This window comes from Bradyrhizobium sp. HKCCYLRH2047 (assembly GCF_051168175.1).
GTDB lineage: Bacteria > Pseudomonadota > Alphaproteobacteria > Rhizobiales > Xanthobacteraceae > Bradyrhizobium.
On sequence record NZ_JBNPUM010000005.1, the window covers coordinates 492,868 to 514,786 of the forward strand.

A 21,919-nucleotide genomic window follows, 5' to 3' on the forward strand; every position below is an offset into this window, starting at 1 on the left:
TTCAGGAGAACGCGTTGCCGCTCTTGAGCCCCAGCTTCTTGAAGACGATCGCTGCCGGGCAGAAGCCCGTGAACGAGGCCTGGATCATGTTCACGCCAGCAAAGGCCGCCAGCAAGAACCAGTAGGGACTGACGTACCAACCCAGCGCCAGACTGAGCAGGACGACGATCCCTGCGAAGGTGAGAACCGCTTTGTCGACGTTCATGACATATTCCTTCATGGTTGCATTTGAGCGTAATCAAGCAAGTGACTGCCCGGCGGTACGGCTATTGCCGCAGGCCGGACAGCGCCCAGGCGACGATTCGTTGCGAGTCCATCGCACCCGAGATCCGCGCCAGCTCCCGCCCCTGCTGCAACAGCAGCATGGTCGGAATTCCGGAGATGCCGAACCGTGCCGACACCTCCGGCGCCTCGTCCGAGTTCAGCTTCAAGAGTTGCACACGCGGCTCCAGCTCCTGGGCCGCGCGCGCGAACATCGGCGCCATCGCACGGCATGGACCGCACCACGGCGCCCAGACGTCGACGAGCAGCGGCAAACTGCTATGCGCGACATGACGTTCGAACGCGGCCTGGTCGACCTCGATCGGATGGCCGCCGAACAGCGGCGTATGACACTTGCCGCATTTCCCCTGCGTCGGCACCCGGTCCGCGGGCAGACGGTTGATCTGCCCGCAATGGCCGCACACGATCTGCAAACCGTTGCTCATGTCCCGGTCCTGACCTCCTTGATCTTGGCGATGTTGAGCCGGTCGAGCAGGAACTTCTCGTAGAACGGCTCGGGCGTCCCGCGCCTCATCTTGCGCAGGAAGTACTTCTCGAAGGCGACCTTGGCGTAATGCACCCACTCTCCCTTCGACGACCAGTTGACGTTGCGCGGCGGGATCTGCGGCTGGGCCAGAAAGGCGACGCCGGAATCACCGAAATCGGCAAGACAGATCGCGTTCCAGGTCGGCTCGGCTTTTGGCTCCTGGCCGCGCAGCAGCGCCCCGATGTTCAAGGCCGTCGCCGTTACCATCGATTCGATCATGAAGCCGGTCTTGGGCACGCCGACCGGCACCGGCGTCGGCCCGATCGGCGGGATCGCAACGCAGACGCCGATGGCAAACACGTTGGGGAAGGTCGGATTACGCTGATGCTTGTCGACGACGACGAAGCCGCGGGGATTGGTGAGCTTGTCGATGCCGCGGACGGCCCCCACGCCACGAAAGGCGGGCAGCATCATCGAATAGGCAAACGGCAGCTCGTGCGTCTTGCGGACGGTGCCGTCGTCGGCGACCTCCTCCACGAACATGCGGCCATCCTCGACCTTGGTGACGCGCGCGCTGGTGATCCACTTGATGTGCTTTTCGCGCATCTCGCTTTCCAGCAGGCCTTTGGTGTCGCCGACACCGTCGAGGCCGAGATGGCCGATATAGGGCTCGGAGGTCACGAAGGTCATCGGCACCTGGTCGCGCATCTTGCGCCGGCGCAGCTCGGTTTCCAGGATGAAGAGGAATTCGTAAGCGGGGCCGAAGCAGGAGGCGCCCTGTACCGCACCGACGATCACCGGCCCGGGTTTCTCGGCGAGCCTGTCAAAGGCCGCCTTGGCATGAGCGGCGTGGTCGACGTGGCACACGGATTGTGTATGCCCATCGGGTCCAAGCCCCGGGATTTCGTCGAAGGCGAGTTCGGGACCGGTGGCGACGACGAGATAATCGTATGCCACCATGCCGCCATCCGTCAGCTCGACCTGGTTCTCGGCCGGATGCACGCGCTTGGCGCCCTGCGTCAGCAGACGGATGCCCTTGCGCTGCATGACGTCAACCAGATCGATCTCGATCTCGTCGCGCTTGCGCCAGCCCACGGCCACCCATGGGTTGGATGGCACGAAATGATAGGAGGACCCCTGCGAGACAACGGTCACGCGATCCTCCCTCCTCAGTTGCGGCAACATTTCATAAGCCATCAGCGAGCCGCTCAGCCCCGCCCCGATCACCACGATTTCCGCCATTGGGATCCTCCATCCGCACTTGATTCATTCTTGCTTCATGTCACCGCGGCGCCGCCGCCGGCCTTGACTATATATTCGAATATCTGTATATACGCAACTATGAAAATTGATGCTGACATCATGGAAGCGGCGGCGGACCAGGCCAGCGACCTCCTGAAGGCGCTGTCGAACCGCCATCGCCTCCTGATCATCTGCCAGCTGGTCGACGACGAGCGGTCGGTTGGAGAACTGGCCGAGTTTCTCGGCCTGCGCGATTCGACCGTGTCGCAGCACCTGGCGCTCCTGCGCAAGGACGGCCTGGTCACCGCCAGGCGCGAGGGGCAGACGATCTACTATTCGATCACAAGCGATCCGGCCCGCGAGGTCCTCAAGACGCTCTATCAGGTGTACTGCGGGCCGAGACCGCGACCGAGACTATGAGGATGCCGGACCGGCATCTTGACCAATATCAAACGGGAACCCCCATCCAGGTGAGATGTCTGCAGCCGACCGCGGACGGCTCGCCCAATCTCACAATTCGAATCAAACCAGACAGGAATAGGCTGATGCGCAGATTATCGGTCCTGAGCTTGATCGCCGCGATGGCGTGGCAGGCAGCGCCGGCCCTTGCGGAGACGCTGACGGTGGCGCCGCGGCAGGTCGCCGACGAGAAGGCGGTGTTCGCGACGGTGGAGAGCATCAGCGTGGTCCCTGCCCGCGGCCGCATCGGCGGCACCATCGTGCAGCTTTCGGTGCGCGAAGGCGACCCGGTCAAGCGCGGCCAGCCCATCGCCTTGATCGGCGACGACAAACTGGCCCTGCAGATCAAATCGCTCGACGCCCAGATCGAAGCGCTGCAGGCCCAGGCCAATCAGGCGCAGATCGACTTCACCCGCACCGAGGGGCTCGTCGAGCGTGGCACCCTGCCCCGGGTCAAGCTCGACGAGACGCGCACCGCGCTGAACGTCGCCGAGAATTCGCTGCGGGCCAAGACCGCCGAGCGCGCCGTGGTCAACCAGCAGATGAGCGAAGGCCAGGTGCTGGCGCCCGATGACGGCCGCGTGTTGAAGAAGCTGGTTGCCGTCGGGTCGGTGGTGCTGCCCGGCGATCCCGTGGTCACGGTGGCGCAGCAGAACTTCAAGCTGCGACTGCGCGTGCCCGAGCGCCACGCTCTCTTTCTCAAGGCCGGCGACAAGGTCCGGGTCGACGGCGCCGAGTTCGGCGACAGCTCCGACAAATGGGGCGTGATCGACCTCGTCTATCCGCAGATCGAGGAAGGCCGGGTCGTGGCGGACGCGATCGTCTCGGGTCTCGGCCAGTATTTCGTCGGCGACCGGCTGCGGGTCTGGATCTCCGGCGGCCAGCGCGACGCCTTCGTGATTCCGTCCCGCTACGTTACGACACGGTTCGGCATCGACTATGTCCAGTTACAGCAAGGGACGCAGAAGGTGAGCGTTCCGGTGCAGCGCGGACGCGCTCTGCCGAGCGCCGATCTCCCCGATGGACTTGAAATCCTGTCCGGCCTGCGCGCCGGCGACCAGTTGGTGCAGCCGTGAAACTCGGACTCTCAGGCAAGCTTACCCAGGCGACCATCGCCTCGCCGCTGACGCCGCTGTTTCTGCTCGCGGCGCTCGTGGTCGGCCTCATCGCCGTCGTCGTGATTCCGCGCGAGGAAGAGCCGCAGATCAGCGTGCCGATGGTCGACATCCGTGTCAACGCCGACGGCCTGCGTGCGCCCGACGGCGTCGAGCTCGTGACCAAGCCGCTGGAGACCATCGTCAAGGCGATCGATGGCGTCGAACACGTCTACAGCCAGACCGAGGACGACCGTGTCATGGTCACCGCGCGGTTCCTGGTGGGGACCAAGTTCGAGGACGCGATCCTGCGCGTCCACGAGAAGCTGCGCGCCAACCTCGACCGCATCCCCGTCGGCATTCCCGAGCCGCTGATCGTCGGCCGCGGCATCAACGACGTCGCCGTCACCGTGCTGACGCTGTCGCCGAAGCCGGAGGCCGCCGGGCGCTGGTCCGACAAGGACCTCTACGAGCTCGCCGACAAGCTGCGGGCGGAGCTGACCAAGGTCGACAATATCGGCCTGACCTATATCTCCGGCGGCGGCGCCCAGCAGATCCGGGTCGAGCCCGATCCGGAAAAGCTGTCGCTGTTCGGCGTGACCCTGCAGCAGCTCGTCGCCAAGGTGAAGGACGCGAACCGCTCGTTCCTGGCCGGAGACGTTCGCGACGGCGGCATCGTGCGCAATGTCGCCGCGGGCCAGACGCTCACGGGCATCCCGGATATCGGCCTGCTCCTGATCTCGACGCGCGATGGTCGTCCCGTCTATGTGCGCGACGTCGCCACCGTGGTCATCGGCCCCAATCTCGCCGAGCACCGCGTCTGGGACGACGCCCGCAACGACAAGGGCGACTGGCACCGGGTGCCGGCGGTAAGTCTTGCGCTCGCCAAGCGCGCCGGCGCCAATGCCGTGGTGGTGTCGCACGACATCGCGCAGCGCCTCGAAGGGCTGAAGGCCAGTCTCATTCCGAGCGACGTCGCCGTCACGGTGACGCGCGACTACGGCGAGACCGCCAATGAGAAGGCCAACGAGCTGCTGTTCCATCTTGGCCTCGCCACGATCTCGATCGTCGTGCTGATTGCGGTCGCCATCGGCTGGCGCGAGGCCCTCGTCACTTTCGTGGTGATTCCGACCACGATCCTGCTGACGATGTTCGCCGCCAATCTGATGGGCTACACGATCAACCGGGTCAGCCTGTTTGCGCTGATCTTCTCGATCGGCATCCTAGTCGACGACGCCATCGTCGTGGTCGAGAACATCGCGCGCCATTGGGGCATGCATGACGGCCGGCCGCGCCTGCAGGCCACCATCGAGGCCGTCGCCGAAGTCGGCAATCCGACCGTTGTCGCGACCCTGACCGTGGTCGCCGCCCTGCTGCCGATGCTGTTCGTGTCGGGACTGATGGGTCCCTACATGGCGCCGATCCCGGCCAACGCCTCGGCGGCGATGCTGTTCTCGTTCTTCGTCGCCATGGTGGTGGCGCCGTGGCTGATGCTGCGGCTGGCGCCGAGGTCGACCAGCGCCTCTGCGGACTCTCATGACGCGCATGGCGAAGGCCGTCTCGGACGCATCTATCGCAGCGTCGCGCGCCCGATCGTCGCCAGCAAGCGCTCCGCCTGGATCTTCCTGCTCGGCGTCGGCATCGCCACCCTGCTGTCGATGACCCTGTTCGCGACCAAGTCCGTCACCGTCAAGCTGCTGCCGTTCGACAACAAGTCGGAGATCGCGGTGATGGTCGACCTGCCCGAAGGCGCGAGCCTGGAGGATACCGAGCGCACGCTGTTCGCGGCCGCCGACATCGCGCATGGGCTGCCGGAGATCACGACCGTGCAGAGCTATGCCGGCACGGCAGCGCCGTTCAACTTCAACGGTCTCGTGAGGCACTACTATCTGCGGGAGCGGCCCGAGCTCGGCGAGCTACAGGTCAATCTCGCCGCGCGCGGCGACCGCAAGCGCGCGAGCCACGACATCGCGCTCGAGTTGCGGCAGCGGCTGAAGAGCATCCCTGTGCCTGCCGGCACCAGCATCAAGGTGGTCGAAGTACCGCCCGGGCCGCCGGTGCTCGCGACCCTGCTCGCCGAGATCTACGGTCCGGACGCGGCGACCCGGCGCGCCGTCACCACCGAACTCAAGAAGGTCTTCGCCGACGTTCCCTTCATCGTCGATATCGACGATTCCATCGGCCAGCGCCGGCCGCGGCTGCGGCTGTCGATCGACCAGGACAGTCTCGAGTTCTTCGGTGTCGAGCAGCGAGACGTCTACGACACGATCCAGACGCTGTTCGGCGGCGTCTCGGTCGGCTACTCGCATCGCGGCGAAGACCGCAATCCGATCGAGATCGCCGTGCGTCTGCCGAAGCACGACAAGAGCTGGAGTCAGGCCCTGGCATCGACGCCGGTGCCCGCCAACACGTTGCCCGGCAGCAAGACTGTCGTCGAACTCGGCCAGGTGGTGAAGGCCACCATGGAAGAGGGGTCGCCGATGATCTTCCGCCGCGACGGCCGCTTTGCCGACATGGTGATGGCAGAACTCGCCGGCCGGTTCGAGGCGCCGCTCTACGGAATGCTCGCGGTCGCCGACCGGATCGACGCCCATGACTGGGGCAAGCTGCCGAAGCCGGTGATCGGCTTCCACGGCCAGCCGGCGGACGAGTCCCGTCCGACGCTGCTGTGGGATGGCGAATGGGAGATCACCTACGTGACCTTCCGCGACATGGGCGCCGCATTCGGCGCGGCCATCCTCGGCATCTACGTTCTGGTCGTGGCGCAGTTCAAGAGCTTCCGGCTCCCGCTGGTGATCCTGACGCCGATCCCGCTGACACTGATCGGCATCCTGCTCGGCCACTGGTTGCTGGGCGCGCCGTTCACCGCGACGTCGATGATCGGCTTCATTGCGCTGGCCGGCATCATCGTCCGCAACTCGATCCTGCTGGTCGACTTCATCCGCCACAGCGGCGGCGAGGGCAAGACCCTGCGCGACGTCGTGTTGGAGGCCGGCGCCGTGCGCTTCAAGCCGATCCTGCTGACGGCGCTGGCGGCGATGATCGGTGCTGCGACGATCCTGCTCGATCCGATCTTCCAGGGTCTGGCGATCTCGCTGCTGTTCGGTCTGGCCTCCTCCACCCTGCTCACCGTGCTCGTGATCCCCGCGATCTACATCGCGCTGCGCGAGCCCGGCAAACCCACCACGAAGATGTCGTAGGAGCTATCATGACCAAACTGTACAGCGAGATCTGCAAGGACATCTCGGGTAACCTGAAGACGCTGCGCAAGGACATTCCGGACGTGATGCAGGGCTTCTCTGCATTGGCGAGGGCCGCCGCCGCTGATGGCGCGCTCGACAAGAAGACCAAAGAGCTGATCGCGCTGGCGATCGGGGTCGCCGTCCGGTGCGACGGCTGCATCGGCTTCCACGCGGAGGCGCTCGTCCGTCTCGGTGCAAGCCGGCAGGAGGTCGAGGAGACGCTCGGCATGGCGATCTACATGGGCGGCGGACCGTCGTTGATGTATGCCGCCGATGCGATTGCGGCGTTCGAGCAATTCCAGCAACAGGCAGCCGCCGCCTGAGCGCAGGTTCAGTCGCAGATATCGAGAATGGCCAGCATGTAGATGCGGATCATGTCGAGATAGTCGGGAATGTCGACGCGCTCGTCCGGCATCGTGTTGTAGCGGCCGCCCGGCCCGCAGACGATGCCCTCCATGCCGCCATACGTATAGAGATGGCCGGCATCGGTGCCGTAGAAGCAGCTCGGCGCCACCGGGCCGGTCGGCTGGGAAGCGCCGCGCACGACGCGATAGGCATTGTTGACGGCACGAACGATCGGGCTGTCCGGCGCGACCTCGAATGGCGGCATGGTCGGCACGCCGGCGCGGTCCTCCGACATCAGATGGGCCTTCAGGCCGGGAAAACGCCCCTCCAGCGCATCGAGCTCGCGCCGCATGTCCGCGAGCGCGCCCTGCTCGGTCTGCCCTGGAGCGTAACGGCCGGAGCCCTTGATGCGGACGAAATCCGCGACCTGCGGCGTGCGCCATTCGTGCAACTCACGACCGAGCGCGCCGTGCACGACGCCGACATGGACGCGGTTGATGGCCTCATGTGCCGGCGAACGCGCGCCGGAGAACCGCATCGCGTTGAGACGCGGAATGAGATCGCAGGCGGCGGTGATCGCGTCCACCGCCTCCTCGCGCTTCGACAGATGCCGCGTGTTGCCGACGAGCTCGATGATGAACATGAAGGCCGCGGCATGCATCGTCATCGCCTTGAGGTCGGTCGGCTCCGAATTGATGAAATAGTCGGCGCGCAGCCCCTGCTCTAGCAGCGAATAGGTGCCGACTCCACCCTGCAGCTCGCCGACCACATAGGTCAGGATGACATCGCCCCGCAGCTTCACGCCGGCCTCGATCAGCGTCTTGACCGCGCAGAAATAGGCGGCGTCGCCGGCCTTCATATTTGACACGCCGATGCCGTAGATGAAGTCGTCGTCGACCTTCCCCGCCCAGGGATCGACGGTCCAGCCCTCGGTCACCGGATTTGTATCGACATGGCCGTTGAAGAGCAGGCTCTTGCCGCCGCCGGTGCCGTGCCAGCGGCCGACCGCGTTGACCCGGCCCTCGGCCCCGAACGGAGCGAGGCCGGCATCCAGGCCGATCGCGCTCATCTGTTCGGCCATGAAGGCCGCGAGCTGCTTCTCGCCCTCGGTCTTCGAATAGCTCTTGTGCTGTACCATGCGCGACAGCAGCGCGAGCGAGGCGGGAATATCGATGCGGGCGAGCAGGTCGTTGCGGTCCATCGGGTCAATCCTTGCGGTCAGCCAACCGGCGCTGGCGAGGCCGCCATCAGCTCGCGGGTGTAAGGGTGAACGTCTTCGGCGCCGAAAGCATCAACGGCGCGGCTGTCGACGAGCTGGCCATGACGCATCACGACGATGCGGTGCGCGATCTGCCGGATCAGATTGAGGTCGTGGGTAATGAACAGATAGGCCGCGCCGGTCTCGGCGCGCAACGCCAGCAGCAGCTCGATGATCCGGGCCTGGACGGAGACGTCGAGCGGCGCCGTGATCTCGTCGCAGATCACGAGCCGCGGCCGTGCCGCAAACGCGCGCGCGATCGCGACGCGCTGCTTCTCGCCACCGGAGAGCTGGTGCGGCCAGCGCATCGCATAGGAGGCCGGCAGTCGCACCTGCTCCAGGAGCCGCGGCACGGCGGCGACGTCGCCGCCATAGAGTTTCAGGGGACGCGACAGGATCTCACCGATCCGATGGCGCGGATTGAGCGAGGAATCCGGGTGCTGGAACACGATCTGAACATCGCGACGATAGGCCCGGTTCATGTCGCCAGCCCCGCGCAGCGTCCGGCCGTCGAAGCTGATCGTGCCGTCGAAGCGGGCGAGCCCGGTGAGGGCGCGAGCGACTGACGACTTTCCCGAACCGGATTCACCGACGAGGCCGACGATTTCGCCGGCGCGGACGCGGACGTCGACGGCCTTGGTCGCCGGCGGCGGCGCCGCACGGAACAGCCCGCCTCGGCCGTAGTGAACCTCAATGCCGCGTGCGTCGAGCACCAGGGCCGCGCCCGGCTGATCGTTCACGAGCCGCCGTTCCGGACGCGGCACCGCGGCGATGAGCGCCTTGGTGTAGTCGTGCCGCGGCGTGCGGAAGATATCGGACGCGGGCGCCTGCTCGACGATGCGGCCGTGTTGGATGACTGCGACGCGATCGGCGACGCGGGTCATCATCGCGAGATCGTGCGAAATGTAGAGCGCAGCGACACCGGTCTCCGCCCGCAACCGCGCAAACAGCTCGATGATGCGGGCGCCGGTGATGACGTCGAGCGCCGTCGTGGGCTCATCGAACAGTATGACATCGGGCCGGCAGCCGAAGGCCGTCGCGATGATCACACGCTGCTTCTCTCCGCCCGAGATCTCGTGCGGATAGCGCCGCAGCACCGCCGCGGGATTGCGGAGCTCGACATGGCCGAGCAGATCGATCGCGAGATCCCTGGCGGCCCGCGCATTCAAATCGCGATGACGCATCAGCGCCTCGGTGATCTGACGGCCGATGGTCAAGGTCGGATTGAGCGCTGTCGACGGGTCTTGGAACACCATGCCGATGCGGCGGCCACGGACCGCGGTCAGTCGCTTCGGGCTGAGGGACCGCAGGTCGAGGTCGCCCAGACGCAGCGAACCCGAGACTTCCAGGGCATTGGCCGGCAGATGCCGCATCAACGCCCAGGCCAGCGAGCTCTTGCCGGAGCCGGATTCGCCGACGAGGCCGAGCACCTCGCCGGGCGCGATCTCGAGTGACACGTCGCGCAGCACCTCAACGGCGCCCGCCGAGGTGACGTAGTCCAGCCCGTAATTGGTGATGGCGAGCGCCGGCCTCATCGATCGTCCCGCGGATTCAGCGCGTCGCGCAGGGCATCGCCGACGAGATTGAAGGCGATCGCCGACAGCGCGATCGCGGCCGAGGGGGCGATCAGGAGCCATGGCGCCCGGTGCATGTATTGGCGCGCATCGGCGACCATGAGCCCCCATTCCGACGCCGGCGGCTGCGCACCCAGGCCAAGGAAGCTGAGCGTCGCGAACAGCATCACCGCGAATGACACGCGGATGGTGGCCTCGATGATGATCGGGCCCATCACGTTCGGAAGCATCTCGCGGAAAATGATCTGCGAGGCCGCCTCGCCGCGCGCGATGGCAGCCTTGACGTAGTCCTGATTGCGTACCGCAAGCGCCACGGAGCGCGTGACCCGCGCCATGCCCGGCGCAAACGCAAAGGCAATCGCGATCACCGCGTTGATAGCCCCATTGCCCAGCGTGCTGACCAGCAGCAGCGCCATCAGAAGACCCGGAATGGCCATCACCGCATCGTTGGTGCGCATGATGAATTCGTCGGCCTTGCCGCCGAGATAGGCCGATGCGACGCCGATCACGGCGCCCATCGCACTGCCGGCGAGCGTCGCCGCCAGCGCCATCGGAACGGTGGCGCGCGCTCCGGACAACAGGCGGCTCAGCACGTCGCGGCCGAACTGGTCGGCCCCCAGCCAGTTCTGCCATCCCGGTGCGCGGAAGCGGCCGAGAAAATCCATCTTCTCCGCCCCATAGGGCGCGAGCCACGGGCCGAGAATGCAGACGACGGCGAGCGCAACGAGCAGCGTCACGCTGATCGCGCCCTGCGGCTTCCGGATCATGCGGCCGAGCAGCTCAGTCATAGCTGATCCGCCTGTCGAGCAGCGCGTAGACGACGTCCGCCAGCGTGTTGGTGATGGCATAGGTGACCGCCATGATCATCGCGCCGGCCTGGATCGACGGCAGATCGCGGGTGGTGATGGCGATCATCAATGCGCGGCCGATGCCGGGAATGGCGAAGATCTCCTCGATGACGATGATGCCGCCTAGGAGATAGCCGACGTCGAGCGCGACGATGGTGATGACCGGCAGCAGCGCGTTGCGCATCACGTGCCGCACCAGCACCGTCCGCTCGGGCAGGCCTTTCAGCCGCGCCGCGCGGACGTAGTCGGACTGCAGCACGTCCAGCGTCTCCGACCGCATCATGCGCATCACATGCGCGACGAGAATGACCGACACCGTCAGGACCGGAAGGATCAGGTGGCGGAGCGCCAGCCCGGTATCCTCCAGCGGCGACACGTAGCCGGTCGCCGGCAGCCATGGCAGGATGTCGGTCAGCAGCAGCGCGAGCACGGTTGCGGTGACGAACTCCGGCAGGGAGACCCCGAGATAGGCGACCACGCTGGCGGCCGTATCCGCCGGCCGCCCCCTGCGGAGCGCCGCGAAGATTCCGAGCGGGACCGCGATCAGAAGGGTGACGACGAGTGCGCCGGCTGCCAGCAGCAGCGAGCGAGACAGCGCCGTCAGCATCTCCGGCGCGACCGGCAGGCCGGTGCGCATGGAGACGCCGAAATTGCCGATGGCCGCGTGCGCGACCCAATGCGCGAATTGCAGCCAGACCGGGTCGTCGAGCCCGAGCCGGCCGCGAACGGCGGCCAGCGCCTCCGGCGAGGCGTTCTCGCCAAGCAGCGTCTGCGCGGCATCAGCCGGCAGCGCCTGCGTGATGGCGAACACCAGCACGCTGACGATGACGACCGTGTAGGCCATCAGGAGCAGCCGCCGCAGCAGCCAGGCGAATGACACCGCTCGGATCCCGCCTCAGCTGCGCTTGGGCGCGCCTGCGCCGAGCGAGACGAGATCGAGCCGGAACACCGACCCGCGCGGATGCAGCTGGTATCCTTCCACATAGGCGCGCTGCGCCGCCAGGATGTCGAAGAAGACCGGAATCACCGACGGCACCTCCTCGCTCATCATCGTCTGGGCCCGCGCATAGAGCGCGGCGCGATTGGCATCGTCGGTCTCGCTGCGCGCCGCGTTGACGATCTCGTCGAAGCGCGCATTGTTCCAGCGCGTCTCATTCCAGGCCGCATCCGAAGTGTAGAGCAGCTTGAAGATCGCGTCGGCGGTCGACTGCATGTTGTAGAAGCCGACGTAGAAATTGCCCTTCTTCCAGACCTGGTCGAGATAAGTTGCGTGCGGCATCGTCTGAACGTTGATACGGAAGCCCGCGGGCGCCGCCATCTCACGGATCGCAACACCGAGCTGCGTGCGCGTGTCCGGCTTGTCGGACGCCACCATCGGCAGGTCGATCCCGGAGGGATAGCCGGCATCGGCGAGCAGTTGCTTGGCCTTGGCGATATCGGGCTTCTTCAGTTTGCTGTCCTGATAGAAGCGGTAGGCGGGGCTCAGCGGCGTATCGTTGCCGGGCGTGCCATAGCCGCCGGCCACGAAGCCGGCCATGGCCTCGCGATCGATGGTCAGCGCCAGCGCCTGGCGCACGCGAACGTCGTTGAAGGGCTTCTGGTCGCAGCCCATGTTGACGTTCAGAAACTGCCCCGAGGGAATCCGCACCGCCTTGACGCCACTGGCCTTGCCGAGCCGGTCATATTCGCCGGGCGTGGTCGACAACATGAGATCGATGTCGCCCGAAATCAGAGCCGATGCCTCGGCCGTGCGGTCGGGATAGACGAGGATCTCGACGCGATCGAGTAAAGGCCGCGCGGGATCGTAATAGGCCGGGTTGCGCTCGACGACGATCTTGCGGTCCGGCTCGTAGGACACGAGCTTGAACGGCCCCGAACCATTCGCCTTGGTGGCAAGGCTGGCGAGATCAGCGGCAACGACCTTCGCAGGCACGATGCGCGCATTGTTGTAGGCGAGCGCGACCGGAAAATCGGCGAAGGCAACCGACAGTGTGAACCGAACGGTCGACGGATCGACGGCGACGACGTCCTTGATCGGGCCGACATTGGTGCGCGCCGGTGACGCGGTCTTCGGATCGAGGATTGCCTTGAAGGTCGAAACGACATCCTCCGCCGTCAGCGGCGAGCCGTCGTGGAAGCTGAGATTGGGCCGCAGCTTGAACGTCCACTCGGTGAGCCCCGCGCCGGCCTGCCAGGACAAGGCGAGGTCCGGCTCGACCGACATGTCCGGCTTCAACCGGGTCAGGTTGGAATAGAGCAGCTCGGTGATGAGGTATTCCGGATTGACACGCGCGAGCAGCGGATGAATGACCGCCGCGCCCTGATCGACCGAGATCCGCAACACGCCGCCGCGCTTCGGCGCCTCGGCGGAGAGAGAGACTTGCGGCAGAGCACCAAGCACGAGCGCGGAGCCGGCAAGAAAATGGCGACGGGTCACGGACGGCATCAGGCGAAGTCCTTTTCAGGCGTGATGGCTTCGGGAGAGAGTTCGGGACGGAACTCGGCTGCAAGATAGGCGAGCACCGACTTTGCCAATGCGACGATGTCGGCGAGCGTCGTGGATTCGCCCGGCGCATGAATGCGGCTATCGGGCTTTCCCAGGCCCGTGAGCAGCACCTCCTGCACGCCCGTGGCCTGCTGCACCCAGCCGAAATCGGAGCAACCGGACGCCCCCCAGCGCGCGAAGTCTTCCGCCGCGTAGCCGAAGCCGGCCGACAGCGCCTGCTGCCAGCGCGGCCAATGCGGCCCGCCGGGATCGGATGTCGGCATCAGATGGCCGGTGAGGATGATCTCGACGTCGAGGACATCGGCGGCCCGCTGGATTGCCGCCTCGATCTCGCGGCGTGCGGTGGCGAAGTCCTCCTCGGGCGCATAGCGGCGGCACACGAGAATCTCGACCAGCGAAGGGATCTGTCCGCCGCACTGGCCACCATGAATGGCTGAGATGTCCAGGCTCCCCGCGAGAGGTCCGGCTGCCTGCGGCGGTGGCGGCAATGCCGACGTCCGCTGCGCGATGACCGGTTTGAGGGCCGCGAGCGCATTGAGGATCGGCAGCGCCGCCTCGATCGCGTTGGCGCCGGCGCGGCGCTGCTCGCCGGCATGCGCCGGCTTGCCGTGAACGCGCACCGTGAGCGTGAACAGGCCGAAGCAGCCGGCCCAGATCCGCGGCATGGCGCTGCCGTTGAAGTTGAGGATGTGACCTTCGAGACGGCCCTGCTCGGCAAGGTAACGCACGCCGGGATAAAGCCCCGCCTCCTCGTCGGTGCACAGCAACAACATCGGATCATAGGCCAGCGGCAATCCGGTCTGCTGCGCGCCGCGGAGCGCGAGCAGCGCCGCCGCGATCGATCCCTTCATGTCGGCTGCGCCGAGTCCGATCAGACGATCACCGTCACGGCCCAGTTGCAGCGGATCGGTGGCCCAGCCTGGCGCAGGCGGCACCGTATCGACGTGGAAATAGAGCCCGAGCACCGGTTTGCCGGAGCGACGCCGTGCGACCAGATTGGTGCGCGATCCGTGCGAACCCGGTGCGCGCCACAGCTCCTCCGGAACGATCACGCGCTCGCAATTCAGCGCCAGCGGCGAAGCAAGCTGTTCCATCACGTCGGCAAAGGCATCGTAGCCGGCCCCCGGCGGAAAGCTGGTGTCGACCGCCACCATCGTCCGCAGGTCCTCGACCGCCGTCTCGGCCATGGCGTCGATCGCGGCAAAAGCGCCGGCCAGACTGCGCGCGCCCCGGTCCGCTGGAATGCCCTCAGAAATCATTTGCGGTCTGCTCAATCCTATATTCTATATAGAAATAGAATTCACGACGCGGCATTTGTCAATTCCATGAAAAAGGCAGCTGTGGCCAGCAAAGCGGCAGACGGGGTCGGCGCGGGTCCGGGCGCCCTTCCGGTGCCGCTCTACGAGCATGTCAAGCGCCAGATCGCCGAGGCGATCCTGATCGGCGACATGCCGCCCGGCACGGTGCTGCCCGGCGAGGTCGCGCTCGCCAATCAATATGGCGTCGCCGTCGGCACCATCCGCCGCGCGCTGGCCGATCTCACCGCGGGCGGCATGCTGATGCGCCGGCGCAAGACCGGCACGGTGGTGACGGGCCGCGCGTCGCAGCATGGGCTCAGCTTCTTCTTCCAGTACTTCCGCTTGCTCGGCGCGGACGGCAGCCTGCTGCACTCGGAGGCCGAGGTGCTGTCGGTGACGACACGCGCCGCCGAACGGGACGATGCGGCGCTGTTCGCGGTGGCCGATGGCGAGCCGCTGCTGCATCTTCATCGCATCCGCCGCGTCGCCGGCGCGCCGGTGCTGCATTCGCGGATCTCGATGGTTGGGAGCCGCGTGGCGGGATTCGCGCGCGAGCCGAAGAAGGTCCCTGCCCTGATCTACCGCCATCTGCTCGAGGCCTATGGCATCCGGATCGCCGCGGTGCGCGAGAAGGTGACGGCCGAGGTCGCCACCAAGGAGGACCGCAAGCTGCTCGGCCTACCCTCTCCGAGCGCCGTGCTCGTGATCGACGAGGAAGCCTACGACCAGACCGGCGCGCTGGCGATCCTCAGCCAGCACCGCGCCACGACGGCGCAGCACTACTACTCGAACGAGATCCGCTGAGCGCGCATCGCGTCAACAGCCCCAGCGCAGCGCCGCCGTATGCACCGGCGCGTCCCACAGCGCCAGCGACGCATCATCGAGCGCGGTCACGGTGAGCGAGCAGCCGGCCATGTCGAGCGACGTGACGTAGGAACCGACCAGCCCGCGCGCGATGGCGAGCCCGCGCCCTTCCAGGATGCGCCGCGCCGCATGGGCCATCACGTACAACTCCATCGCCGGCGTGGCCCCGAAGCCGTTGACCAGCAGCAGGCACGGCGTTCCCGGCTTCGCTGCGAGATCGGCCAGGATCGCGCCCATCATCTCCTCGGCGATGGCGTCCGCGGAAGCCAGCTTGACCCGGCGGCGGCCGGGCTCGCCATGGATGCCAACGCCCATTTCCATCTCGTCGTCGCCGAGCGTGAAGGTCGGCTTGCCCGCGGCCGGCACCGTGCAGGACGTCAGCGCCACGCCCATCGAGCGGGTGCGCCTGTTGACGTCGTCACCAAGCGCCTTCAGCGCGTCGAGATCGCGGCCCTGCTCGGCCGCAGCACCCAGCATCTTCTCCACGACCAGCGTGCCGGCAACGCCGCGGCGGCCGGTCGAATAGGTCGAGGTCTCGACCGCGACGTCGTCGTCGGTGATCACGGTCGCGACCTTGCCCTCCATCATTTCTGCGGCCATCGCGAAATTCATCACGTCGCCTTCGTAGTTCTTGACGATGAACAGCGCGCCGGCGCCGGTATCCACGGCCTGCGCGGCCGCAAGCATCTGGTCGGGTGTCGGCGAGGTGAACACCTGGCCGGGACAGGCGGCATCGAGCATGCCCGGCCCGACAAATCCGGCATGCAGCGGCTCGTGGCCGGAGCCGCCGCCGGAGATCAGCGCGACCTTGCCCGGCTTGAGGCTCCTGCAGCGTACGAACTTGTTGTCCTCACCGAGCGTGACGATGTCGCCATGCACGGCGGCAAATCCCTGCAGGCTCTCGCTCAGCACGTCGTCGACGGCGTTGATCAGCTTCTTCATGGCTTCCCTCCCGGCTCGGATTCGTCCTGGTTTTCGTTGGCTGAGATCAGCGCGGTGATGCCGCGCGCGACGCCGGTGATGATGCGGTCGGCATGGGCGTTGAGCGCGGGATCGCCGAAGTCCGGCAGCTCGACCACGAGACGCCGCATCGGCCGCTGCGCTTCGGCCTCGTCGAGCCGGCCCGGATGCGCGGCGCGATAGGCCGCCAGGAACGCCTGCTGCTCATGCGGCGAGAAGTGACAGATGTGGAAGATGGTCTCGAGATGCTGCAGCGGGATCGGCGTCGCATAGGCCGGATTGACGATCTGCGAGATGAAGCTGCGGTTCTTGCCGATTGCCTCCGCCAGCCGCTGCCGCGTGCCGGAGGGACGGCTGTCGATGACCGCGCGCAGGATCGCCTTGTACTCGGCGAGCGGGCTTGCGGCCCCCGATGCATCCTGGTCACTCATGCGCCATCTTCCGCCACCTTGGCGAGGTCAAGCTCGCGGATCGCAGCCTTCACCAGCGGCAGCAGGCCCGGCGCGACCGACAGCGCGCGCACGCCGACCCCAAGCAGCGCCGGAATCGCTCTGACATCACCGGCGGCGTCGCCGCAGATCGAGACGTTCACGCCCCGCGCCCGACCGGCGCGCACAACATGGGCAATCATCGCCAGCACCCCCGGATGCAGGACGTCGGCATAGTCGACGACCTCGGCGCCGTCGCGCGAAGCGGCGGTCGCGTATTGCGTCAGGTCGTTGGTGCCGATCGAGAAGAAGTCGGCGGCGAAGTCATGCGCTGCCAGCGCAGCGGCCGGCACCTCGACCATCATTCCGAAGGCCGGCGCGGCGAACGCGACGTTGGCGCCGGCCAATTCGGCGAGCACGGCGCGGAGATGGTCACGGGCCACGTCCAGTTCCGCTGCATTGGTCACCATCGGCAACATCACCTTGAGCGGTCCGAGCGCAGCGGCGCGGGCCAGTGCGCGCAATTGGACACGGAAGATCTCGGGATGACGCAAGGACAGGCGGAGGCCACGCAGGCCAAGAAACGGGTTGCTCTCGCCATCGATTGTGTAGCCCGGAATCGGCTTGTCGCCGCCGGCGTCGAGCGTGCGGATCGTAACCGGCCGGCCTTCGGCCCAGCGCACGAGCTCGGCATAGGCGTGATACTGCGCCTCTTCGTCGTGAAGCAGATTGCCGGTGAGAAACTCGGTGCGTGCCAGACCGACGCCGTCGCAGGCTGCGGCCGGAAGCAGCGTCATGTCTGCAGGGCCGGAGATGTTGAGGAGCACCGAGACGACGGTGCCGTCGCGCGTCAGCGCCGGTTCGTGCTGCCGCGCCCTTGCCTCCGCCCTGCGGCGCGAGACCGTCTCGTCCTCCGCCCGCGCGGCGGCGACAATGTGCGCGCTGGGATCGACGATTACGACACCGCGACCGCCATCGACCAGCAGATCCCCTGCCAGCGTCTCCCAATCGCGGCCGAGCCCGACCACCATCGGCACGCCGCGGCCGCGCGCCAGCATCGCGACGTGACTGGTCGGGCTGCCCTCGCCGAGCGCGATGCCGCCGCCGCTGGTCCAATCGATGGCGAGGAACGTCGATGGCGCCAGATCATGCGCGACGACGATCGCCCCTTTCGGTACTTCGCCGTTCTGCGGCAGGCCAAGCAAGTGCCGCAGCACGCGGTCCCGGATGTCGCCGAGGTCGCTGGCGCGAGCACGAAAATACTCGTCGTCAGCGGACTCGTAGCCCGCGATCTCCTCCGCCATCGCCGCGCGCCAGGCCTCATCCGCAGCGACACCGCCCTCGATCTGAACGTAAGCCGCCTCCGTCAGCGCATCGTCTTCGAGCAGCGCGAGCTGAAAGCCGATTAGCTCGGCCGCGTCTCCCTCGAGCCTGCCGATCAGCTCGGCCACGGCCTCGCGTGCATGCGCGACCGCTGTGGCGAGCGCTGCATGCTCCTCGGCGATCGCCCCTTTCCTCCGGCTTGCACCCTCCAGCGCACGCAGGATCGCGGCCGGCCCAATGGCCAACCCGTCCGATGCCCCACGCCCGAAAACGCGCCGCTCCATCATCACTCCTCGTCGAACTTGCGGTCGACCAGATCAACGAGCGCCGCGATGGCCGCCTCGGCATCGGTTCCGTTGGCGCGAAGGAACAGCGTCTCACCCTTGGCCGCCTTGACGCGCATGATCTTCACCGGGCTCTTGGCATCGGTCCAGGGCCCGTCGGCGGCGATCGCGACCTCGATGCTCGACGCAAAGCGCTTCGCGAGCTGGGTCAGTTTGACCGAGGGCCGCGCATGCAGCCCGACCTCGTTGGTCAGCAGCGCATGCGCCTTCGCTTCCTGCATGCCGATCTCTCCACCGTCAGCCATCGTCGTTCCTGCTCATCCGCCCATCAGCTCTTCGGCGGTCGCGCGCACCGCATCGAGCGGCGAGCCGCCGGAGGCCTCCGTCGCCGCCATCACGGCGCCTTCGACCAGCGGCGCATTGCAGATCACGATGCGCTCGCGCCGCTCCTCCGGCATCATCTCCACCGCCATCTCGCTGTTGGTCTCGGCGCCGCCAAGATCGACCAGGATCGCAACGCCCGACTCCGACCACGCCCTGTCGATCGCGCCCATGATGGCGCCGACATCGGTGCCGAGCCCGCCATCGGCATTGCCGCCGACCGCTGCGAGCGGCACGCTGTCGCCGACCATCTGCCGGACCATGTCGGCCGCGCCCTCCGCCACCTTGGCGGAATGCGACACGATGACGATGCCGACATTCTTCTGCTCATTCATGCTCGGGCCTCATTGAAGACGCTGCAGATCGCCTGCACCAGCAGGCTGGACGAGCGCGCGCCGGGATCCATGTGCCCGATCGAACGCTCGCCGAGAAACGAGGCGCGGCCGCGGATCGCCAGCATCGGCACCGTCGCATCGGCAGCTTCAGCGGCGATCGCGGGCAGCCGGGAACCGAGATCGTCGCCACCGGCCGCAAAAGCCGCCTGCACGGGGATCAAGACGTCGAGCATGGTCTTCTGACCTGCTTCCGACTTGCCCCGTGCCTTGACGTCCGCGATGGCGCGACCGAGCGCCGCCGCCGCGTCGGCGGCAGAGGGCTCTGATGGCAGCGCCTTGCCAAGTCCCATCGCCAGCGTGCCGTAGAGCGGACCGGACGCGCCGCCGACCTTCATCACCAGCGCCATGCCGACCGCCTTCAGGGCCTCCGGAAGGGGCTTGGCGGAAATGTTGTCCGCATCGGCGAGCACGGCCTCGAAGCCACGCTTCATATTGAGGCCGTGATCGCCGTCGCCGATCGCCGAATCCAGCGCGGTCAGCTCCTCGGCATGGGCGATCATGGCATCCGCCATCGCCACGATCAGCTTACGCTTGAACGCCTGGTCCATTGTCTATCTCACCCGCTGGCCCGCCCGGTCGAACAGCAGCGGCCGGGTGAACTCGATAGCGACGGAGTCGCCGACTTTCAATTCCGTATCGGGCTCCACCAGGCTGACGATGGTCTGGTCCTGCAGCGTGATATGCAGATGATTCTGATCGCCGAGATGCTCGATCCATTTCACCCGCGCGTCTGCACGGGTCTCGGCGCGCCGGACCGTCATGTGCTCGGTGCGCGCGCCGATCGTCGCGACGTCGCCCGGCATTGCGAGATCCGGGAACAGCCGACGCGGCAGAAGATTGATGCCGGGGCTGCCGAGCCGGGTCGCCACATAGGTATTGTCCGGATCCTCATAGACCTCCCGCGGGCTGCCGACCTGCACCAGACGGCCCTGGTCGATCACGCCGATGCGGTTGGCGAGCGTCATCGCCTCGATCTGGTCGTGGGTGACGTAGAGCATGGTGGCGCCGAGATCCTGCTGGATGCGCTTGAGCTCGATACGCAGCTCCGAACGCAGCTTGGCGTCGAGCGAGGACAGCGGCTCGTCGAGCAATGCAATCGCAGGCCGGCGCACCAGGGCACGGCCGATCGCCACGCGCTGCATCTGGCCGCCCGAGAGCTGAGTGGCGCGATTGCCGAGCTTGTCCTCGATCCGCAGCATCCCCGCGACGTCACGGACGATGCGCTTGATCTCGGCCTCCGCAATCTTGCGCACCGGCGAGCGCAGTGGAAAAGCCAGATTGTCGTACACCGACAGATGCGGATAGAGCGAATATTGCTGGAACACGAAGGTGACGTCGCGCGCGGCCGGCGTCGCCTTGGTCTGGTCGACGCCACCGATGGTGATGCTGCCGCGATCCGGCTGCTCGAGGCCCGCTACCAGGCGCAGCGTCGTGGTCTTGCCGGCACCGGTCGGCCCGAGCAGCACCACGAGCTCGCCATCACGGATGGTCAGCGACAAATCCCGCACCGCCGGCTTTGGGCCGAACGACTTGCTGACGACGTTGAGCCGCGTCTCAGCCATGATGTCGTCCTCCTCTCACCGGCTGTTCATACAGCGCCGTGCGGACCGCACGGCCCGTGGCGGCGTCGAACAGCGACAGCCGGTCGGCGCGGAAGCTGAGCCCGACCGGCTCCGCACGCGCCACGCGGAGCGCCGCGGGCGCGCGTGCCTTGACGGTGCCGTGCGCCGTCGTGACGGTGATGATCTGGGTGGTGCCGAGATATTCGGTGCCAAACACCTCGCCGCGCAGCCCGCCTTCGGCGCTGAGCGTCACCTGCTCCGGCCGCACGCCGAGAACCAGCTCGTCGCTCCCGGCATCCTCGCGCAGCTCGGGCACGCCGATCTCGGCACCGTCGATGCGCACGCAGTTCGTGCCGGCGCCAAGTCGGCCCGCGAAGCGGATGAAGTTCATCGCCGGCGAGCCGATGAAGTCCGCAACGAACATGGTGGCGGGACGGTCATAGATCTCCTGCGGCGTTCCGAGCTGCTCCACGACGCCGCGATTCATCACGGCGATCTTGTCGGCCATCGACATCGCCTCGAGCTGGTCGTGCGTGACGAACACGGTGGTGGCCTTGAGCCGGTCGTGCAAGGCGCGCAGCTCGCCGCACATGATGTGCCGGAACTCCGCATCGAGCGCGCCGAGCGGCTCGTCCATCAGGAACGCCTTGGGCTCGCGGACGATGGCGCGGCCGAGCGCGACGCGCTGGCGATCGCCGCTCGACAACCCGCTGACCGGACGGTCGATCAGATGGTCGATGCGCAGGATGCGCGCGGCTTCCTCGACCCGCCGCCGGATCTCCGCCTTGGGCACGCCCATCGAGACCAAGGGAAAGGCGATGTTGCTGCGCACGTTCATATGCGGGTAGAGCGCGAACAGCTGGAACACCATGGCGATGTCGCGTTCACGCGCACGGCGGAAGGTGACGTCCTCGCCGCCAAGCCTGATCGTGCCCGAGGTCGGCAGCTCCAGGCCTGCGATCATGCGCAAGGTGGTGGTCTTGCCGCAGCCAGACGGACCGAGCAGGCAGAAGAACTCACCATCGGCGATCGTGAAGCTGGTGCCACGCACGGCGGCGAAGCCGCCGAACTCCTTGAACAGATTCTCGATCCGGATCTCGGCCATGGC

Annotated in this window: 22 protein-coding genes; 5 read left to right on the plus strand and 17 right to left on the minus strand. The window is 66.8% G+C overall.

The features are described from left to right. Window position 1: 1 nt before the first annotated feature. The 3 genes from ACQR1D_RS15560 to ACQR1D_RS15570 all read right to left on the minus strand — a co-directional run bounded on the left by ACQR1D_RS15560 (window position 2) and on the right by ACQR1D_RS15570 (window position 1,990). Window positions 2–205, minus strand: a complete 204-nt coding sequence (locus tag ACQR1D_RS15560) for a YgaP family membrane protein (RefSeq protein WP_315739305.1) — start codon at window positions 203–205, stop codon at window positions 2–4. Window positions 206–266: 61 nt separating this feature from the next. Next, complete coding sequence (gene trxC, locus ACQR1D_RS15565; RefSeq protein WP_316183488.1) at window positions 267–707, minus strand: thioredoxin TrxC; 441 nt, start codon at window positions 705–707, stop codon at window positions 267–269. Next, window positions 704–1,990 (minus strand): NAD(P)/FAD-dependent oxidoreductase, encoded by a 1,287-nt coding sequence (locus ACQR1D_RS15570; RefSeq protein WP_315800380.1) that lies wholly within the window; start codon window positions 1,988–1,990, stop codon window positions 704–706. The genes trxC and ACQR1D_RS15570 overlap by 4 nt, the downstream gene beginning before the upstream one ends. 120 nt (window positions 1,991–2,110) lie before the next feature. Between ACQR1D_RS15570 and ACQR1D_RS15575 the strand changes: the two genes are divergently transcribed. The 4 genes from ACQR1D_RS15575 (at window position 2,111) to ACQR1D_RS15590 (ending at window position 7,108) form a co-directional block, all read left to right on the plus strand. Further along, the gene (locus ACQR1D_RS15575; RefSeq protein ID WP_315800450.1) at window positions 2,111–2,410 is read left to right on the plus strand and encodes an ArsR/SmtB family transcription factor; all 300 of its coding nucleotides are present in this window, start codon (window positions 2,111–2,113) and stop codon (window positions 2,408–2,410) included. Between the two features lie 125 nt (window positions 2,411–2,535). After that, complete coding sequence (locus ACQR1D_RS15580; RefSeq protein WP_316183486.1) at window positions 2,536–3,525, plus strand: efflux RND transporter periplasmic adaptor subunit; 990 nt, start codon at window positions 2,536–2,538, stop codon at window positions 3,523–3,525. Further along, window positions 3,522–6,743, plus strand: coding sequence for an efflux RND transporter permease subunit (locus ACQR1D_RS15585; RefSeq protein ID WP_316183485.1), 3,222 nt, complete (start codon window positions 3,522–3,524; stop codon window positions 6,741–6,743). The genes ACQR1D_RS15580 and ACQR1D_RS15585 overlap by 4 nt, the downstream gene beginning before the upstream one ends. A gap of 8 nt (window positions 6,744–6,751) precedes the next feature. Further along, a complete protein-coding gene (locus tag ACQR1D_RS15590) occupies window positions 6,752–7,108 on the plus strand; it encodes a carboxymuconolactone decarboxylase family protein (protein ID WP_315712545.1) in 357 nt (118 codons plus the stop codon). An 8-nt stretch (window positions 7,109–7,116) separates the two neighbouring features. Here ACQR1D_RS15590 and ACQR1D_RS15595 read toward each other — a convergent pair whose 3' ends face one another. From ACQR1D_RS15595 to ACQR1D_RS15620, 6 genes are read right to left on the minus strand one after another with little or no spacing between them, the layout of a single operon-like run. Beyond that, the gene (locus ACQR1D_RS15595; protein ID WP_316183484.1) at window positions 7,117–8,331 is read right to left on the minus strand and encodes a M20 family metallopeptidase; all 1,215 of its coding nucleotides are present in this window, start codon (window positions 8,329–8,331) and stop codon (window positions 7,117–7,119) included. Window positions 8,332–8,348: 17 nt separating this feature from the next. After that, on the minus strand, window positions 8,349–9,923 hold the full coding sequence (gene nikE / locus ACQR1D_RS15600) for an ABC transporter ATP-binding protein (protein WP_316183483.1): 1,575 nt from the start codon (window positions 9,921–9,923) through the stop codon (window positions 8,349–8,351). Continuing rightward, window positions 9,920–10,750: an ABC transporter permease gene (locus ACQR1D_RS15605; protein WP_434839077.1), complete on the minus strand. Its 831-nt coding sequence runs from the start codon at window positions 10,748–10,750 to the stop codon at window positions 9,920–9,922. The genes nikE and ACQR1D_RS15605 overlap by 4 nt, the downstream gene beginning before the upstream one ends. Beyond that, a complete protein-coding gene (locus tag ACQR1D_RS15610) occupies window positions 10,743–11,690 on the minus strand; it encodes an ABC transporter permease (RefSeq protein WP_315800387.1) in 948 nt (315 codons plus the stop codon). Before ACQR1D_RS15610 ends, ACQR1D_RS15605 begins: the two co-directional genes overlap by 8 nt. A 15-nt stretch (window positions 11,691–11,705) precedes the next feature. Then, the gene (locus ACQR1D_RS15615; RefSeq protein WP_434839076.1) at window positions 11,706–13,256 is read right to left on the minus strand and encodes an ABC transporter substrate-binding protein; all 1,551 of its coding nucleotides are present in this window, start codon (window positions 13,254–13,256) and stop codon (window positions 11,706–11,708) included. Then, on the minus strand, window positions 13,256–14,575 hold the full coding sequence (locus tag ACQR1D_RS15620; RefSeq protein ID WP_434839075.1) for a M20 family metallopeptidase: 1,320 nt from the start codon (window positions 14,573–14,575) through the stop codon (window positions 13,256–13,258). The genes ACQR1D_RS15615 and ACQR1D_RS15620 overlap by 1 nt, the downstream gene beginning before the upstream one ends. Window positions 14,576–14,641: 66 nt before the next feature. Here ACQR1D_RS15620 and ACQR1D_RS15625 point away from each other — a divergent pair, with 66 nt between their 5' ends. Further along, window positions 14,642–15,418: a GntR family transcriptional regulator gene (locus ACQR1D_RS15625; RefSeq protein ID WP_316236684.1), complete on the plus strand. Its 777-nt coding sequence runs from the start codon at window positions 14,642–14,644 to the stop codon at window positions 15,416–15,418. A gap of 12 nt (window positions 15,419–15,430) precedes the next feature. On the opposite strand, the gene dhaK is transcribed toward ACQR1D_RS15625, so the two are convergent. The 8 genes from dhaK to ACQR1D_RS15665 are packed head-to-tail and all read right to left on the minus strand — an operon-like array spanning window position 15,431 to window position 21,916. Beyond that, entirely contained in the window at window positions 15,431–16,420 is a 990-nt protein-coding gene (dhaK, locus tag ACQR1D_RS15630) for a dihydroxyacetone kinase subunit DhaK (RefSeq protein ID WP_434839074.1), read from the minus strand. Beyond that, window positions 16,417–16,869, minus strand: a complete 453-nt coding sequence (locus ACQR1D_RS15635) for a hypothetical protein (protein WP_434839073.1) — start codon at window positions 16,867–16,869, stop codon at window positions 16,417–16,419. Before ACQR1D_RS15635 ends, dhaK begins: the two co-directional genes overlap by 4 nt. Next, window positions 16,866–18,473: a phosphoenolpyruvate--protein phosphotransferase gene (gene ptsP, locus ACQR1D_RS15640; protein ID WP_434839072.1), complete on the minus strand. Its 1,608-nt coding sequence runs from the start codon at window positions 18,471–18,473 to the stop codon at window positions 16,866–16,868. The genes ACQR1D_RS15635 and ptsP overlap by 4 nt, the downstream gene beginning before the upstream one ends. A gap of 2 nt (window positions 18,474–18,475) precedes the next feature. After that, on the minus strand, window positions 18,476–18,778 hold the full coding sequence (locus tag ACQR1D_RS15645) for an HPr family phosphocarrier protein (protein ID WP_315712559.1): 303 nt from the start codon (window positions 18,776–18,778) through the stop codon (window positions 18,476–18,478). Window positions 18,779–18,790: 12 nt separating this feature from the next. Next, window positions 18,791–19,189, minus strand: a complete 399-nt coding sequence (gene dhaM / locus ACQR1D_RS15650; protein WP_316183475.1) for a dihydroxyacetone kinase phosphoryl donor subunit DhaM — start codon at window positions 19,187–19,189, stop codon at window positions 18,791–18,793. After that, window positions 19,186–19,797, minus strand: a complete 612-nt coding sequence (gene dhaL / locus ACQR1D_RS15655) for a dihydroxyacetone kinase subunit DhaL (protein WP_316183474.1) — start codon at window positions 19,795–19,797, stop codon at window positions 19,186–19,188. Before dhaL ends, dhaM begins: the two co-directional genes overlap by 4 nt. A 3-nt stretch (window positions 19,798–19,800) precedes the next feature. Further along, window positions 19,801–20,811 (minus strand): ABC transporter ATP-binding protein, encoded by a 1,011-nt coding sequence (locus ACQR1D_RS15660; protein ID WP_316215585.1) that lies wholly within the window; start codon window positions 20,809–20,811, stop codon window positions 19,801–19,803. Then, window positions 20,804–21,916 (minus strand): ABC transporter ATP-binding protein, encoded by a 1,113-nt coding sequence (locus ACQR1D_RS15665; protein ID WP_316215584.1) that lies wholly within the window; start codon window positions 21,914–21,916, stop codon window positions 20,804–20,806. Before ACQR1D_RS15665 ends, ACQR1D_RS15660 begins: the two co-directional genes overlap by 8 nt. Window positions 21,917–21,919 lie beyond the last annotated feature (3 nt).